Source organism: Desulfocicer vacuolatum DSM 3385 (assembly GCF_900176365.1).
Lineage (GTDB): Bacteria > Desulfobacterota > Desulfobacteria > Desulfobacterales > Desulfobacteraceae > Desulfocicer > Desulfocicer vacuolatum.
In genome coordinates this window covers 1-15,181 of the sequence record NZ_FWXY01000002.1, presented here as the reverse complement: position 1 = coordinate 15,181, position 15,181 = coordinate 1, and the positions used below count along the sequence as shown (strand labels likewise).

At 48.6% G+C, this 15,181-nt stretch carries 15 protein-coding genes, 1 rRNA gene and 1 other RNA gene; 16 read left to right on the top strand and 1 reads right to left on the bottom strand.

Annotated elements, in window-relative coordinates:
* From mrdA to tyrS, 15 genes are all read left to right on the top strand, one after another.
* Positions 1-1,848, top strand: coding sequence for a penicillin-binding protein 2 (mrdA, locus tag B9A32_RS01975; RefSeq protein ID WP_232367000.1), 1,848 nt, complete (start codon positions 1-3; stop codon positions 1,846-1,848).
* Positions 1,849-1,886: 38 nt separating this feature from the next.
* Positions 1,887-2,993 carry a rod shape-determining protein RodA gene (rodA, locus tag B9A32_RS01970; protein ID WP_084066709.1) on the top strand — a complete coding sequence of 369 codons (1,107 nt, stop codon included), beginning with the start codon at positions 1,887-1,889 and terminating at the stop codon, positions 2,991-2,993.
* Between the two features lie 169 nt (positions 2,994-3,162).
* Positions 3,163-3,588 carry an ATP synthase F0 subunit B gene (locus B9A32_RS01965; protein ID WP_084066708.1) on the top strand — a complete coding sequence of 142 codons (426 nt, stop codon included), beginning with the start codon at positions 3,163-3,165 and terminating at the stop codon, positions 3,586-3,588.
* Complete coding sequence (locus B9A32_RS01960) at positions 3,588-4,190, top strand: ATP synthase F0 subunit B (protein ID WP_139795676.1); 603 nt, start codon at positions 3,588-3,590, stop codon at positions 4,188-4,190. Before B9A32_RS01965 ends, B9A32_RS01960 begins: the two co-directional genes overlap by 1 nt.
* A complete protein-coding gene (gene atpH, locus B9A32_RS01955) occupies positions 4,190-4,741 on the top strand; it encodes an ATP synthase F1 subunit delta (protein WP_084066707.1) in 552 nt (183 codons plus the stop codon). Before B9A32_RS01960 ends, atpH begins: the two co-directional genes overlap by 1 nt.
* Positions 4,741-6,255 (top strand): F0F1 ATP synthase subunit alpha, encoded by a 1,515-nt coding sequence (atpA, locus tag B9A32_RS01950; RefSeq protein WP_084066706.1) that lies wholly within the window; start codon positions 4,741-4,743, stop codon positions 6,253-6,255. Before atpH ends, atpA begins: the two co-directional genes overlap by 1 nt.
* 68 nt (positions 6,256-6,323) lie before the next feature.
* Positions 6,324-7,220 (top strand): ATP synthase F1 subunit gamma, encoded by an 897-nt coding sequence (atpG, locus tag B9A32_RS01945; protein ID WP_084066705.1) that lies wholly within the window; start codon positions 6,324-6,326, stop codon positions 7,218-7,220.
* 45 nt (positions 7,221-7,265) lie between these two features.
* Complete coding sequence (gene atpD / locus B9A32_RS01940) at positions 7,266-8,684, top strand: F0F1 ATP synthase subunit beta (protein WP_084066704.1); 1,419 nt, start codon at positions 7,266-7,268, stop codon at positions 8,682-8,684.
* Between the two features lie 15 nt (positions 8,685-8,699).
* Positions 8,700-9,104: a F0F1 ATP synthase subunit epsilon gene (locus B9A32_RS01935; RefSeq protein WP_084066703.1), complete on the top strand. Its 405-nt coding sequence runs from the start codon at positions 8,700-8,702 to the stop codon at positions 9,102-9,104.
* Between the two features lie 117 nt (positions 9,105-9,221).
* Positions 9,222-9,986, top strand: a complete 765-nt coding sequence (locus B9A32_RS01930; protein WP_084066702.1) for a sugar phosphate nucleotidyltransferase — start codon at positions 9,222-9,224, stop codon at positions 9,984-9,986.
* 53 nt (positions 9,987-10,039) lie between these two features.
* The gene (gene zapB / locus B9A32_RS01925; protein ID WP_084066701.1) at positions 10,040-10,288 is read left to right on the top strand and encodes a cell division protein ZapB; all 249 of its coding nucleotides are present in this window, start codon (positions 10,040-10,042) and stop codon (positions 10,286-10,288) included.
* A gap of 6 nt (positions 10,289-10,294) precedes the next feature.
* Complete coding sequence (locus tag B9A32_RS01920) at positions 10,295-10,645, top strand: hypothetical protein (RefSeq protein WP_139795675.1); 351 nt, start codon at positions 10,295-10,297, stop codon at positions 10,643-10,645.
* A gap of 39 nt (positions 10,646-10,684) precedes the next feature.
* Positions 10,685-10,873: non-coding RNA, 6S RNA (ssrS, locus tag B9A32_RS01915), on the top strand.
* Positions 10,874-11,358: 485 nt separating this feature from the next.
* Positions 11,359-12,924 (top strand): ribonuclease Y, encoded by a 1,566-nt coding sequence (gene rny / locus B9A32_RS01910; protein ID WP_084066699.1) that lies wholly within the window; start codon positions 11,359-11,361, stop codon positions 12,922-12,924.
* Positions 12,925-13,023: 99 nt separating this feature from the next.
* Entirely contained in the window at positions 13,024-14,304 is a 1,281-nt protein-coding gene (gene tyrS, locus B9A32_RS01905) for a tyrosine--tRNA ligase (RefSeq protein ID WP_084066698.1), read from the top strand.
* A gap of 77 nt (positions 14,305-14,381) precedes the next feature.
* Here the strand turns inward: tyrS and B9A32_RS21490 are convergent, their stop codons facing one another.
* Entirely contained in the window at positions 14,382-14,678 is a 297-nt protein-coding gene (locus tag B9A32_RS21490) for a hypothetical protein (protein ID WP_212637583.1), read from the bottom strand.
* 414 nt (positions 14,679-15,092) lie between these two features.
* Here B9A32_RS21490 and B9A32_RS01895 point away from each other — a divergent pair.
* A 16S ribosomal RNA gene (locus tag B9A32_RS01895) occupies positions 15,093-15,181 on the top strand; the annotation flags it as partial.

Sequence of the window (15,181 nt, the reverse complement as noted above, 5' to 3'; positions counted from 1 at the left end):
GTGTCTCAATATGTGAAACCACCGGGAAGGGAATGGCTTAAAAAACGGTTGATGGGCGGCACCCTGTGTGTGGCTGTGGCCTTTTCCATTCTTCTTGCCCGCTTTGTTTATCTCCAGGTGATCAAGGGGGAATGGTATCATCATTTGTCGGCCAATAACTGTATTCGACTGCAAAGCATTCCAGCTCCCCGGGGCTTGATTTATGACAGAAACGGAGCCCTTTTGGTGGATAATCGTCCCTCCTTTGACCTTAAAATTGTCCTGAAGGATGCCGTTCCGGTGGACCAAACCCTTTCCCGCCTTGCCCGGTTAATGGCGGTGCCTGTTGAAGAGCTCCGGGAGAAAATTGACAGCAAATCCCGGCGGACAAAATTCAAGCCCATTTTGTTAAAGCGAAATATCTCCAGAAACCAGCTTGCCGTGGTAAAAGCCCATGGATTTGATTTGCCCGGGGTGATCATTGATGTGGAGCCCCGGCGAAATTATATCCATGAAAAATGTGCGGCCCATGTTCTGGGCTATCTGGGTGAAATTAATGCGCAAGAGCTTAAAAAAGGGAATTTTCCCGATGTGAGAAGCGGGGATTCCATTGGCCGGGACGGGGTGGAAAAAGAGTTTGAATCACTGCTCCACGGAAAACGGGGGGGGCGACAGGTGGAGGTGGATGCCACAGGTCGACTGGTGCGGGTGCTGAACACCGTGGACCCGGTGCCGGGGCAAAATATTTTTTTGACCATTGATCTTGAGCTTCAGCAGGCTGCAGAGGCGCTGATTCAGGGGCGGTCCGGGGCTGTGGTGGCCCTTGATCCTGCCACCGGCGATGTGTTGTGCATGGCCAGCAGCCCTGCCTATAACCAGAATGATTTCATAGGCGGTATCTCCCATAAGAAATGGCGGGCACTTCAAGAAAACCCCGGACGTCCCATGACCAATAAGGCCATACAGGGTGAATATCCACCGGCCTCCACCTACAAGATTGTTTCCGCCATTGCCGGGCTGGAAGAAGGCGTGGTGAGCACCCACACCTCCCGGTTCTGTTCGGGTCGCCACAGGTATGGCAATAGAATTTATCGATGCTGGAAAAAATGGGGCCACGGCGATGTGGATATCTTTGGTTCCCTGGAAAAATCGTGTGATGTATTTTATTACCGGGTGGGGGAAGATGTGGGGGTGGATACCCTGGCCCAGTATGCCAGGGGATGTGGGCTGGGCAAACCCACGGGCATTGAGTTGAGAAAGGAACGCCCCGGATTGATTCCCACGGCTGCCTGGAAGCGGAGGCGTTTTGGTGTCTCCTGGCAGGGGGGGGAAACCCTGTCCATTGCCATTGGGCAGGGGTTTAACCTGGTGACCCCCCTTCAGATGGCGGTGCTCATTGCCGCAGTGGGAAATGAAGGCACCCTGTACCGCCCCAGAATATTGCATGCTGTTCAGCTCCGCCAGGGGGAAACCCCGGTGCCGCAGCCACCGGAAATCACCGGGGGACTGCCCGCAGGAAAGGAGACCCTTCGCATTGTGCGGGAAGGATTAAGACGGGTGATCCATGGAAAGCGGGGCACCGCCAGGGCCGTGAAAATAGACGGGATCACCATGGCAGGAAAAACCGGTACAGCCCAGGTGTTCAGCATGAAAAAAAAAGACCGGGAGCGCAGCAAGGATGAACCCCTGGATTATCTGCTGCGGGACCATGCATGGTTTGTGTGCTATGCCCCGGCAGAAAATCCCGTCATTGCGGTGTCTGTGCTCATTGAGCACGGTGAGCACGGTTCCACTGCTGCGGCCCCTGTGGCCAGCCAGGTGGTGAAGACATGGCTGGATCGCATTGGTTACTTTGATAAACAAGAGTAATGGGGCCGGTGTGATCCCATTTTTCCTGGAGATGTGTGATGTTTGATCGAAGACTTTTAGAATGTTTTGACTGGGGCCTTTTTTTGTTGACCCTTTCCATCTGCGGCCTGGGGCTGGGGGTGTTGTACAGTGCGGTCAACGCTGCTGAAGTCCAGGGAATGGCAGTGATTTTTAAAAAACAGATGATATGGATGGGGGCAGGGTTCTTTATCATGTTTTCCTCGTTTCTGGTCCACTATAAGTTCATAGACAAGGCCAGTCTTCTGATCTATTTCATCTGTGTGGCCCTGCTGGCAGCGGTGCTTATCTTTGGACGAAATGCCGGGGGCTCCACCCGCTGGCTTGCCCTGGGGCCTTTTACTGTGCAGCCCTCGGAATTGATGAAGTTGTCCATGATCATTGTGCTGGCATCGGTGTATTCCACCTGTGTCACAGAAGAGGGCCTTGGATTTCACGGGCTTTTAAAACCTGTGGGATTATTGGTTCTGCCCTTTCTTTTTATCCTTAAGCAGCCCGATCTGGGCACGGCCATGCTGATCTTATTCATTGCCGCCTCCATGACGCTTTTTGTTCATGTGCAGAAAAAAGTATTTTTTTCCTGTGCCGCTCTGGCAGCGGGGGCCGCCCCCCTTTTGTGGTTTTTTGTTTTAAAGGAATATCAAAAAGCCCGGATCTTAACTTTTCTTAATCCCGATCGTGATCCCCTGGGGGCCGGGTATCATATTATTCAATCCAAGATTGCCATTGGTTCCGGCATGATGTACGGCAAGGGGTTTTTAAAGGGGACCCAGAATGCCTTGTCCTTTTTGCCGGAACAGCACACAGACTTTATTCTTTCGGTGCTGGCCGAAGAGTGGGGGTTTGTGGGGTGCTGCGTCTTGCTCATCCTCTATTTCCTCTTTTTGCTGTGGGGATTTAACATCGCCTACGGCTGCCGGGATATGTTTGGTTCCATTCTTGCCTTTGGTATTACCATTATGATTTTCTGGCAGATATTCATCAACATCGGTATGGTCATGGGCCTGATGCCGGTGGTGGGTGTTCCCCTTCCCTTGATCAGTTACGGCGGCTCTTCGGTGATCACCAATATGGTGGGCATCGGCCTGTTGATGAATATCAGCATGCGGCGATTTCTTTCCGGGTGACCCGGAGCTGTCAAGGGTAGAATTATTTGGATGTTGACAAAAAACCATCTTGGTGGTACTCAAATTTCGATTCTCTTTGTATTTAAAGTTGCCGGTGACGGCACCGGGCAACTGTGTGGAATATAGGTTAGTGTATTTTTTTTAATTATTAACTGGCGGAGGGAAATGTATGGTTAGTGTTGATGGGTCATTGTTTATTCAGATCATCAATTTCCTTTTTCTCTTGTACGTGCTCAATCGGGTACTGTTCAAGCCTGTTCGCAAAATTCTGCTGGATCGAAAGGCCAAGGTTGATGGACTTCAACAGGGCGTTGAAAGTCTTTCATCCGAAGCGGTCCTTAAGGACAAAGAGTATGCGGAAGGGTTGAAGGGTGCAAGGGCAGAGGGTCTGAAACAAAAAGACGCCTTTGTCGAAGAAGCATCCCAGGAAGAAAAAGAGATCATTGAAAGGATCAACAAAAAAGCTCAGGCCAACCTTGCTGAAATTCGTAGTCAGGTTGTTACTGAGACCCGGAAGGCTCAATCTGCTCTTGAACAGGAGATTGATACTTTTGCCAAGGCGATTGGTGAAAAAATACTGGGGAGGGCGTGCTGATGAAGATTGTACGGTTTATGAGGAAACATTCCAAGACCATCATTCCTGCAGCATGGACCTTCCTTTTTGTTTTTGCCGGAATTGCCATGGCCTCAAGCGGTGGAGATCATGGTGCGGCAGCCCCCAAAGGCTGGGTGGTTACTGACACCTACAAGGTGATGAACTTTGCGGTTCTCATGATTGCACTGTTTTTCATTGCCCGCAAACCTGTTGCTGAGTTTTTTTCTTCCCGGGTAACGGCAATCAAAGACGAGCTTGCCGAGCTTGAACAGAAAAAAGCTGCTGCGGAAAAAAGTCTTGCCGAATATGCCGAAAAGATGGCAACGCTTGACCAGGAAACCCAGAGAATCGTTGAAACCTATGTCAAACAGGGCGAGGTGGCAAAACAACGGATTCTTGCCGAGGCCGAAGCCCAGGCTGCCAAACTTGAAGAATCTGCAAAGAGAAACATTGAGCAGGAGTTCAAGGCTGCAAAGTTAAGCCTGCAGCAGGAAATTGCTGAAAAGGCCCTTGAACAGGCAGAAACCCTGGTAAAAGAGTTAATTAACTCCGAGGATCAGGATCGTCTGGTTGATGAGTATCTGGACAAGGTGGTGGCATAATGAAAAATCTATCTATTTCACGGCGCTATGCCAAAGCATTGATGCTTATCGGCGAAGAGGACGGCAATGCAGATCAGTATCGCAAAGAGCTGGATGAGATTGTGGAACTCTTTGACACCAATGTTGAACTTGAAAAAGCTGTAAGTAATCCCTTGTTTGACAAGAACGACAGGAGAACCGTATTGATTTCCATCCTGGAAAAGACCTCTTTTTCCCAGGTGATGAAATCTTTCCTGGTGTTGTTGTTTGATAAACGGCGCATCGTTTTTCTGCGGGATATCAGTGAGTTTTATAAGAAACTGGCAGACGAACTGAACGGCGTGGTTCATGCCACCCTGGTATCGGCCACAGAGTTGTCCGCCGAGGCCACAGAGAAAATTAAACAGGGCCTTGCAAAACGAATCGGCAAAGAGATTATTCTGGATGTTGAGCAGGATGCCGAGCTCATTGGCGGAATTGTGACCAAAATAGGCGATCTTGTGCTGGATGGCAGCGTTAAAACTCAACTGTTCAATATGAGAGAATCATTAAAAAGGGGTGAGAGAGTCTAATGAAAATAAGAGCTGAAGAAATAAGCCAGATTATAAAAGAGCAGATTAAAGATTTCGACAAAGAGGTTGAGCTCAGCGAGACCGGGGTGGTGCTGTCAGTGGGTGACGGTATTGCCCGTGTATATGGCCTGGAAAAAGTAAAAGCCATGGAGCTTGTGGAGTTCCCCGGCGGCGTTCTGGGTCTGGCACTGAACCTTGAGGAAGACAACGTGGGTGTTGCCATCCTGGGTGAAGATAAAAAAATCAAGGAAGGCGACGTTGTAAAACGCACCGACCGCATTGCATCTGTTCCCGTTGGTGAAGCGGTTCTGGGTCGTGTTGTTTCCACCACAGGTGAACCCATTGACGGTAAAGGTCCCATTGATTCCAGCATCACCATGAACATGGAACTTGTGGCTCCCGGTGTTATTGCCCGTAAATCTGTGCATGAACCCTGCTACACCGGAAGTAAAGCCGTTGACGGCATGACCCCTGTGGGACGTGGCCAGCGTGAGCTGATCATCGGTGACCGTCAGATCGGTAAAACAGCCATTGCCGTTGATGCCATCATTGCCCAGAAAAACACAGACATGAAATGCATCTATGTGGCCTGTGGACAGAAAAAATCCACCGTGGCCCAGGTGGTTGCAGCCCTGGAAGAGCATGGTGCCATGGAATACACCACCGTTGTTGTGGCCTCTGCTTCTGAGTCTGCTGCCATGCAGTATCTGGCTCCCTATGCCGGATGCGCCATGGGCGAGTATTTCCGTGACAAGGGTGAGCATTCTCTGATTATCTATGATGACCTTTCCAAACAGGCTGCCGCCTATCGTCAGGTGTCTCTGCTCCTGAGACGTCCTCCGGGACGTGAGGCGTTCCCCGGCGATATTTTCTACAACCATTCCCGTCTGCTGGAACGGTCTGCTAAGATGTCTGATGATCTGGGCGCCGGTTCTCTCACGGCCCTTCCTATCATTGAGACCCAGGAAGGTGACGTATCTGCCTTTATTCCCACCAACGTTATTTCCATCACCGACGGTCAGATCTATCTTGACAAAGGCCTTTTCTTCTCCGGTGTTCGTCCTGCCATTGACGTTGGTCTTTCTGTATCCCGCGTGGGTGGTGCTGCCCAATGTAAAGCCATGAAACAGGTGGCCGGTACCCTGCGTCTGGATCTTGCCCAGTACCGTGAACTGGAAGCCTTTGCCGCCTTTGGCAGTGACCTTGATGCCGCCACCCAGCGTCAGCTCACCCGTGGAGAACGTCTGGTTGAACTGTTGAAACAACCCCAGTTCAATCCCCTTCCCATGGAAAAACAGGTGGTGATTCTGTTTGCCGGTACCAAAGGATACATTGATAAATATCCAAGGGAAGCCGTGGATAAGTACGAAGCCGGTCTTTATCCCTTTATTGAAAACAGATTTCCCGAGATTTTCACAGACCTTGTGGAACAACAGGCCATCACCAGCGACATTGAAGCCAAGCTGAAAAAAGCCCTTGACGCCTATGATGAAGAATTTAAGGCTGCGGTATAACAGCATCCTTAATATTTTTCATGTGTAAAATGAATATCATTTATAAACAGGTGTAAAAGGGAAATATTATGGCAACGTTAAAGGAAGTCCAAACAAAGATAGGCAGTGTAAAAAAGACCAAGCAGATCACCTCTGCCATGAAAATGGTCGCCACTTCCCGACTTCGCGGTGCCCAGGAGAGTATGGAGGCCTTTAAGCCCTATGCGTCCAAATTTTCCGAAGTACTGGGGAGCATTGCAGGTAAGGCCGGTGAAGATGCCAGCCCCCTTCTTGTTCCAAGGGAAGAAGCCAAAAAGGTGAACATCATCCTGTGCACTTCAGACAGGGGCCTTTGCGGTGGTTTTAATGGAAATCTCATTGAAAAAGCAGACAAGTTTATCAAAGAGTCCCTTCAGGATAAAGAAGTGTCTTTTACTTGTTTTGGCAAAAGGGGCCGTGACTGGGCCCGGAAATCCGGCATGACCATTGAGGATGAATATCTCGATGTTGTGGGCGGACAATTTGATTTCAGTGTGGCATCAACTTCTGGACAGAAACTGATTAATAATTTTCTTGAAGAAGCTGTTGATGAAGTATATCTGGTATGTTCTGAGTTTAAATCCCTGGCCCGTCAGGAGCCGGTGGTAAAGCAGATCCTTCCCATCCCTCCCATAGAAGTTGAGGAAACAGACGGAAGTGCAGCAACGGATGACGGTGTCTATCTGGCAGAACATATCTGCGAGCCCTCTTCCGATGAATTGCTGGGGGAGATGCTGCCCAAGAATATCTTTATTCAGATATATGATGCGCTGCTTCAGACCTCAACCAGTGAGCATGCCTCCCGGATGAGGGCCATGGAGAACGCAACCAAGGCATGCGAAGACATGATTGATGAACTGCAGACCATCTTTAATAAGACACGTCAGGCAGGTATTACAGCAGATCTCATGGACATTGTCGGCGGTGCTGAAGCGCTCAACGGATAATCATACCAAATATAAAAAAGCAAACAGCTTTAACAGGAGGAATACATGGCTGAAAATATAGGAAAAATAGCACAGGTGCTGGGTGCTGTTGTTGATGTTAGATTTGAACCTGGAAAGCTTCCCCCCCTTCTTACGGCCCTGACGCTGACCAACCCCGTTATTGGTGAAGGCGAAGATAATCTGGTCATTGAAGTGGCCCAACATCTGGGTGACAACGTGGTAAGATGTATCGGTATGGACGTCACCGACGGTCTCCAGCGGGGAATGGAAGTAAAGGACACCGGCGCTCCCATCATGATGCCTGTTGGTGAAGCCTCCCTTGGCCGGGTTCTCAATGTTGTGGGAAAACCCGTTGACGGTCTGGGCGATATTGATCGCTCCAAAACGCTTCCCATTCACAGGGCAGCTCCTGAATTTATCAACCAGGATACCACAGTAAGGGTACTTGAAACCGGTGTTAAGGTTATCGACCTTCTGGTTCCCTTTCCCCGTGGCGGTAAAATGGGCATGTTCGGCGGTGCAGGTGTTGGTAAAACCGTTATCATGATGGAAATGGTAAACAACATTGCCATGCAGCATGGTGGTATCTCCGTGTTCGGCGGCGTAGGTGAGCGAACCCGTGAAGGTAATGACCTTTACCATGAGATGAAAGACTCCGGCGTTCTTCCCAAATGTGCCCTGGTATACGGCCAGATGACAGAACCTCCGGGAGCCCGTGCAAGGGTGGCTCTTTCCGCGCTGACATGTGCGGAATATTTCCGTGATGAAGAAGGCCAGGACGTGCTTCTCTTTGTTGATAATATTTTCCGTTTCACCCAGGCCGGTGCAGAGGTGTCAGCCACCCTTGGTCGTATGCCTTCCGCTGTTGGGTATCAGCCCACACTGGCCGTTGACATGGGTGAGCTCCAGGAGCGTATTACTTCAACAGATAAGGGTTCCATCACTGCGGTACAGTGTGTATATGTACCTGCAGATGACTTGACCGACCCTGCCCCTGCCACCACATTTGCCCATCTTGACGGTACGGTTGTACTTTCCCGTCAGATTGCAGAGCTTGGTATCTATCCTGCGGTGGATCCCCTGGACTCCACCTCCCGGATTCTGGATGCTGCCTACATCGGTGAAGAACACTACCTTGTGGCCAACACCGTGCAGCAGACCCTGCAGAAATACAAAGAGCTCCAGGATATCATTGCCATTCTGGGTATGGATGAGCTTTCCGATGAGGATAAAGTTACGGTGCAAAGAGCCCGTAAACTGCAAAGATTCCTGTCCCAGCCCTTCCATGTGGCAGAAACCTTCACCGGTATGCCCGGTAAGTTTGTAAAGGTTGAAGACACTGTAAGATCCTTTAAAGAGATCATTGAAGGTAAACATGACGATCTTCCCGAAACAGCATTCTACATGGTGGGTTCTATTGAAGAGGCCGTTGAGAAAGCTGCTAAAATGAGTTCAGATAACTAACTCAAGGGGGATAAAATGGCTGAGAATATATTTCTGGAAGTGGTCACCCCCCAAAAGGCGGTGGTCAGCGAAGAAGCTCAGATTGTGGTTGCTCCGGGTACGGAAGGTGAATTTGGCGTGCTTCGTGGCCACACCACCTTTCTGACCTCCTTGAAGGTTGGCACACTTCGGTACAAAGACGCATCAGGCAAAGAACGTTATCTTTTTGTCAACGGTGGATTTGCCGAAGCACTGCCCAACAAGGTGACCCTGCTTGCTGAATCAGCTGAACGCAGGGGAGACATTGATGTGGATCGGGCCAGGCAGGCAAAGGATAGAGCTGAAAAGCGAATTTCTGCCGCTTCCGATGACATTGACCTTGTCCGGGCCGAAGCCGCTTTAAGGCGGGCCTTGCATCGACTGGATATTGCATCCATGTGATGATGTGATTGCATGACATAGTCTGTTAAGACATATATGATCGAATAAAGGGGTGCTCTGTGTGGTTTGGGGCACCCCCTTTTTTTGAGCGTCTGTCTTTAAAACTCGGGGTTGAATATGAAAAATAATTACAGTGATGTGGGAGCCATTGTGCTGGCAGCCGGTAAGGGAAGTCGCATGAAATCGGATTTGCCAAAGGTACTTCATGAAATTAACGGGCAAAGCATGATTTATTCGGTGCTCTCCTGTGCGGTGTCATTGCTGGGCAGGCAGGTGGTGGTGGTGGTGGGACATGCTGCCGCCCTTGTTCAAAAGTCAGTCTCCCGGGATTTTGATGTTTTGTTTGCCCGCCAGGAAGCCCTTCTGGGTACCGGTGATGCCGTTAAGTCCGCATTGCCCGTACTGCCCCGAAAAGTGGCACATGTGCTTGTTTTATGTGGGGATGTGCCCATGATCCAGCCCCGGACCCTTGCCGGTCTCATTGAATTTCATCGGCGTGAACAAAATGATGTGTCTGTGCTTTCCGTACACCTTGAGAATCCCACGGGGTACGGTCGGGTGATACTGGATAAAAACAACCAGCTCACATGTATTCGGGAAGAGGTGGATGCAACCGATGCTGAGCGAAAAAATACGCGGATCAATTCAGGCATCTATTGCATAAATAAAGAATTTTTGATAGATGCTATTGAAGGAATTGATTGTGACAATGCCCAGCAGGAGTATTACTTGACAGATATTGTGAAAATTGCTGTGTCACGGGGTGGAAAGGCAGGCTCTCTTTCTGGACACAGTGCCGTTGAGGTCATGGGCGTCAATACCCCGGCAGATCTCCATAGGGTGGCTTGCTGTATGGCTGAAAAGCCGAATGAATTGTCTTGACTTTGTTAAATATTATGAACTATAGTTAAGCTAAATATTGTGAGGTTCAGGGAATGGAAAACGAGCATGAGTTGTTAGAAGATAAGTTTAAAGATATTGACGAGAAAGTCGATTTTTTAATAGAGCTTTGTCAGACACTTCAACAGGAAAATGAGGAATTGCTGGGCAAGGTAAAGACCCTTGAAGGTCAGATTGCTGAAAAGGATTTGTCTGAAGAGCACTTTGCAAAAAAAGAGGCGGCTGTTCAATCAAAGATTGATGGTCTTTTGACTAAACTGAACACCTTTTCAGAGACGTCTTAAAACAGAATGAACCCAGTGGAAAATGGAGTTCCGGATATTAATAAAGATGTAACATCAGAAGAAATTGTCAGTATAGACCTGTTTGGCAGACAATTTCAGTTCCGGGCAGATGATGCCCTTGATGACCCCGGAAAGGTTGTTGAAAAATTAAAGCAGTATGTTGCCCGGGCGGAACAGGGGATGGAAGGTTCTGTTTCAGTGCAAAATTCCTTGGTTGTACTGCTTTTGGCCGGTATGAATATGGCAAATGACCTTGCTGCATCGGAATCTGAATTATTGGAATTCCATGAATGTGTTGACCATAAATCCACTGCGCTGCTGAATAAATTAAATGCATTTGCTTCAAATGCAGGGTGATACCACACAGGATTATCCTGCACATAAATAAAAACAGAAACACCCCTGCGCTACTTGTGATTGCTTAGAGTGCTTTGCCTAACGCTATATACAAGGGAGCCCACCCTGGTGCCGGTGTGCAAGTTCCACATTGCATGGAAAAGCCTGAAGGTGCTAATTATATGGGCGCCCGACCTTTTGAACTACTGGTTCAAAGACATGGGCAACACGGTATGCTGTGGGGGCTGTATCTGATTTTATTTCTGATTTCCCCTTCCGGGAAAAAACACCACGGCAGACGCCATGGTTTTTTTCTTGCTGTGGGTAGAGCTGAATCAAAATAAGCTCTGCCGTGGCGCTTATCCGGTGGTTTTTTTGCCGTCATCACCGCTTTACTCTTATCCCCTCCTTTTTTTGTCCCCCTCCAAAATAATATTTCTTGCATTACGTGTTAAATAGGCTATCTTGTGATGTTTGATCCATTCATTCTTGTTGTCATGCCGGTGAAGCATTCAACCGGAAAAATGGAATACGTCCCGGGAATTTATAATTGCTGCATCCTGTGGTTTTGTTGTCATGTAATAGCTGGATGCTGGGTGTTATGCTTTTGCTCGAAAATTCCGGCAGACCCAACGGATTTTGAAGATTTGTTATGGGCAGACTGAAGTCACAATGAGGTCCGCCCGTGGCGGTTATAATAATTATCTGATACCAAATATTGAAGGGAGTCATTAATGGAATATACTGTGTTGTTTTTTTCACTGCTGATCTCAACTGCCTCGGGTTTCGGGCTGGCCTACTGGTTAACCCAGAAAAAACTTGAAAGCCGAATCGAAGAGGTTGAAAAAGAGCAGATGGCATTGATTGACGATGCCCGGAAAAAAGCCGGTAACCTGATTAAAGAGGCTCAGTTGGAGGCAAAAAGTCGTCTGCTTGAGATGAAGGGGGCCTTTGATGCCGAAACCGACCAGGCCAGGGCTGAGCTGAAAACAGAAGAGCGTCGTGTATTAAACCAGAGCGAACGACTGGACAAGCGTAAGGAGCAGTTTGAAATCCTGGAAGTTGAGCTCAAGCGAACGGAAAAAAAGATTCAACAACAGCTTAAATCCCTGGATGAAAAGGAATCCGACTACAATAAATTGCTTTCTGATGCCCGGAAAGAGCTGGAAAAAGTGGCCAGCCTTACCTCTGAAGAGGCCAAGGATATATTGCTCAAAAGCATGGAAAACGAAGCCCGGCATGATGGGGCAAAGCTGGTAAAGCGTATTTCCAGCGAAGCCATGGAAAAAGCGGACAAAGAGGCCAAGAAAATTATTTCCACAGCCATACAGCGCTATGCCGGAGATTTTATTGCAGAGCGCACTGTGTCTGTGGTGCAGTTGCCCGGGGATGAAATGAAGGGACGTATCATTGGACGCGAGGGGCGTAATATCCGGGCATTGGAAGCTGCCACCGGTATTGATCTGATCATTGATGATACCCCTGAAGCTGTTATTTTGTCCGGTTTCAATCCCGTTAGAAGGGAAGTGGCAAGAATTGCGCTCACCCGTTTGATTTCCGACGGCAGAATTCATCCGGCCCGCATTGAAGATGTGGTGCAGAGGGTCACCGATGAGGTGGATGTCACCATCAAGGAAGCCGGAGAGCAGGCTGCCTTTGATCTGGGGGTCCATGGCATTAATTCCGAGTTGATCCGGGTGATTGGAAAACTTAAATTCAGAACCAGTTATGCTCAAAATGTACTGCAGCACTCCGTGGAAGTGGCTTTTCTGGCTGGCATCATGGCAGCGGAATTGGGGTTGAATGTGAAGCTTGCCAAAAGAATGGGACTGCTGCACGACATTGGAAAGGCCGTGGACCATGAGGTGGATGGTCCCCATGCCCTGATCGGTGCCAAACTTGCCAAAAAACACGGAGAGTCCAACGAAGTGATTAATGCCATTGCAGCCCACCATGAAGATCAAATGCCCGCCACTGTGTATGATTTTCTGGTGCAGGCGGCAGATGCCCTTTCAGGTGCCCGGCCCGGAGCCCGGAAAGAGACCCTGGAAAATTATATCAAACGTCTTGAAGAGCTTGAAGGACTGGCCAATTCCTTTGATGGCGTTTCCAACACCTATGCCATCCAGGCCGGACGGGAGATTCGTGTGGTGGTGGAAAGTAAAAAAATATCTGATACCGATGCTGTGTTGTTAAGTCGGGATATTGCATCCAAAATAGAGGAAAATCTTACCTTTCCGGGCCAGATAAAGGTGGTGGTGATCCGGGAAACACGGGCTGTGGAATATACCAACAAATAATCGTAGTAAAAATAGAAACGCCCCTGTATGGCGGGTGCCTTATAACGGGCGTGGCCGGTGGAACACAACGAATATGGAAAAAGGAGAGTGATACAGAAAATGGGGGTTCTTGAAATATTAAAGGAGCGTGGTTTTGTAGAGGCGGTGACCCATGATGAGGAATTGAGCGCCTATCTGGACGGGGGAAGAGCCACCTGTTATATCGGGTTTGATCCCACAGCTTCAAGCCTTCATGTGGGCAGCCTGGTCTGTATCATGGCATTGGCCCATATGCAGCGCAACGGCCACCGTCCCATAGGGCTTGTGGGGGGCGGGACCGGTCTCATTGGTGATCCCAGTGGTAAAACAGAAATGCGTAAGGTGATCACCCAGAAAGAGGTTGATGTGAATCGGGCCGGTATCCGAAAACAGCTGGCCCGCTTCATTGATTTTAATGAAGATAAGGCCCTGCTTCTGGACAACGGTGAGTGGCTAAAGGGACTTGAATATATTCCTTTTCTAAGGGATATTGGCCGCCATTTCAGTGTCAACCGCATGATCAAGGCGGAAAGTTATAAAATGCGCATTAATTCCGATGAGGGGCTGACCTTTATTGAGTTTAATTATATGCTGCTCCAGGCTTATGATTTCATGGAATTGTCCCAACGGTACGACTGTCTTTTGCAGATGGGGGGAAGCGATCAATGGGGAAATATTGTGGCAGGTATTGATCTTGTGCGCAGAACTCAACAGAAAAAAGCCTTTGGCATAACCTTTCCATTGATTACCACCAGCAGTGGCATAAAAATGGGGAAAACCCATAAGGGAGCTGTATGGCTGGATCCTGAAAGAACCCCTCCCTATGAATATTATCAGTTCTGGGTGAACTGTGATGATGCCGATGTGGCACGATTTATGGCCCTTTTTACCTTTTTGCCCATGGAAGAGATAGAACAGGTCAAAAAAATGGAAGGGGCCATGCTAAACAGTGCCAAGGCGGTCCTTGCCTGGGAAGCCACAGTTATTGCCCATGGCATGGATGCGGCAAAGGCGTCCTATGAGGCCGCTTGCGCCATGTTTGGTGCCCCGGAAATCCCTGACACCTGTTTTTCTTCTTCCACCATTCCCAGAAGTGCCAAGGGCGGTGCAGATGCGGTTCCCGGCACTGCCTATGACAGGGCTGCCCTGGACAAGGGGATTGCTGCGGTGGATATCTTTGCGGAAGTGGGGCTGTGTAAATCTAAAAGTGATGCCCGACGTCTACTGAATCAGGGTGGTGGATACCTCAATGATGAACGCATTGCTGCCTTTGATCAACTGATTTTAACCTCCCATGCCACAGATGGAGAGATTCTGCTGCGGGCCGGTAAAAAGAAATACCATAAACTTATTTTAAAATAACTGCCACGGGCAAATCTTGTTCTGCCCACAACGAATATAGAAAATGGTAGGCATCCTTCACCAACCTCAATAGTAGTTTACACTTTTCGATCAATTTTTCCCGGGAAATGGGTATATTTTTTTGAAAAGTGTAAACTGGAAAATGAAGCATGCCAAATGGTATTCTGCCGCCGCCCCCCCCGACGGGCAATGGTCCCGGACCGGAACTGTAGACAGCCCAATTGTCCGGTACCGATTGCCCATCGGGGGGACGGCTCTGCTGAGGTTGCTTTGGCGGCTGCATTGTATATAACCGCCACGGGCGGACCGTATTCTGATCCCGTTTCGCCCACAACAAAGCTTGAAATACGCCCCTGATTTGCAGAGTATTTCATATAAAACATACATGGCTGTAAACACCAGCCACAACGAATAATGAAAAAGTAGTTGCTGTGAGCACCCGGAACCTAATACATAGAACCCGGCACCCACTTTTACATATAAAAAAAATAAAAATATCAGTTGACAAGCTTGGATGCTTTCTATATAAATCGTTCTCACCTACAGGGAACACGCCCGACGGTTCCTTGCAGGTTTTTTTGTGGCCAAATTAATTAATTTCGAACGGTCCAAAAAAAAGCTTGACAATGTTTTTTGTGAGGCGTATAAAGATCGGGTTTTGTGAGTCGCTTTGGCGGCTTTTTGAAAAAATTAAGAAATTGATCTTTGAAAACTGGTTAGTGAATGAATTGAGTAAAAAGATGTTTTAAGTGCAGCCAAGCACATGAAAAAACATTTTAAAGGAATTATAACTGGAGAGTTTGATTCTGGCTCAGAATGAACGCTGGCGGCGTGCTTAACACATGCAAGTCGAACGAGAAAGTTCCTGCTTGCAGGA

What these genes read in the sequence shown, in the direction of transcription:
- rodA (WP_084066709.1), top strand. Translation starts at nt 1,887, where the DNA reads ATGTTTGATCGAAGACTTTTAGAATGTTTTGACTGGGGCCTTTTTTTG.
- B9A32_RS01965 (WP_084066708.1), top strand. Translation starts at nt 3,163, where the DNA reads ATGGTTAGTGTTGATGGGTCATTGTTTATTCAGATCATCAATTTCCTT.
- B9A32_RS01960 (WP_139795676.1), top strand. Translation starts at nt 3,588, where the DNA reads ATGAAGATTGTACGGTTTATGAGGAAACATTCCAAGACCATCATTCCT.
- atpH (WP_084066707.1), top strand. Translation starts at nt 4,190, where the DNA reads ATGAAAAATCTATCTATTTCACGGCGCTATGCCAAAGCATTGATGCTT.
- atpA (WP_084066706.1), top strand. Translation starts at nt 4,741, where the DNA reads ATGAAAATAAGAGCTGAAGAAATAAGCCAGATTATAAAAGAGCAGATT.
- atpG (WP_084066705.1), top strand. Translation starts at nt 6,324, where the DNA reads ATGGCAACGTTAAAGGAAGTCCAAACAAAGATAGGCAGTGTAAAAAAG.
- atpD (WP_084066704.1), top strand. Translation starts at nt 7,266, where the DNA reads ATGGCTGAAAATATAGGAAAAATAGCACAGGTGCTGGGTGCTGTTGTT.
- B9A32_RS01935 (WP_084066703.1), top strand. Translation starts at nt 8,700, where the DNA reads ATGGCTGAGAATATATTTCTGGAAGTGGTCACCCCCCAAAAGGCGGTG.
- B9A32_RS01930 (WP_084066702.1), top strand. Translation starts at nt 9,222, where the DNA reads ATGAAAAATAATTACAGTGATGTGGGAGCCATTGTGCTGGCAGCCGGT.
- zapB (WP_084066701.1), top strand. Translation starts at nt 10,040, where the DNA reads ATGGAAAACGAGCATGAGTTGTTAGAAGATAAGTTTAAAGATATTGAC.
- B9A32_RS01920 (WP_139795675.1), top strand. Translation starts at nt 10,295, where the DNA reads ATGAACCCAGTGGAAAATGGAGTTCCGGATATTAATAAAGATGTAACA.
- rny (WP_084066699.1), top strand. Translation starts at nt 11,359, where the DNA reads ATGGAATATACTGTGTTGTTTTTTTCACTGCTGATCTCAACTGCCTCG.
- tyrS (WP_084066698.1), top strand. Translation starts at nt 13,024, where the DNA reads ATGGGGGTTCTTGAAATATTAAAGGAGCGTGGTTTTGTAGAGGCGGTG.
- B9A32_RS21490 (WP_212637583.1), bottom strand. Translation starts at nt 14,678, where the DNA reads ATGAAATACTCTGCAAATCAGGGGCGTATTTCAAGCTTTGTTGTGGGC.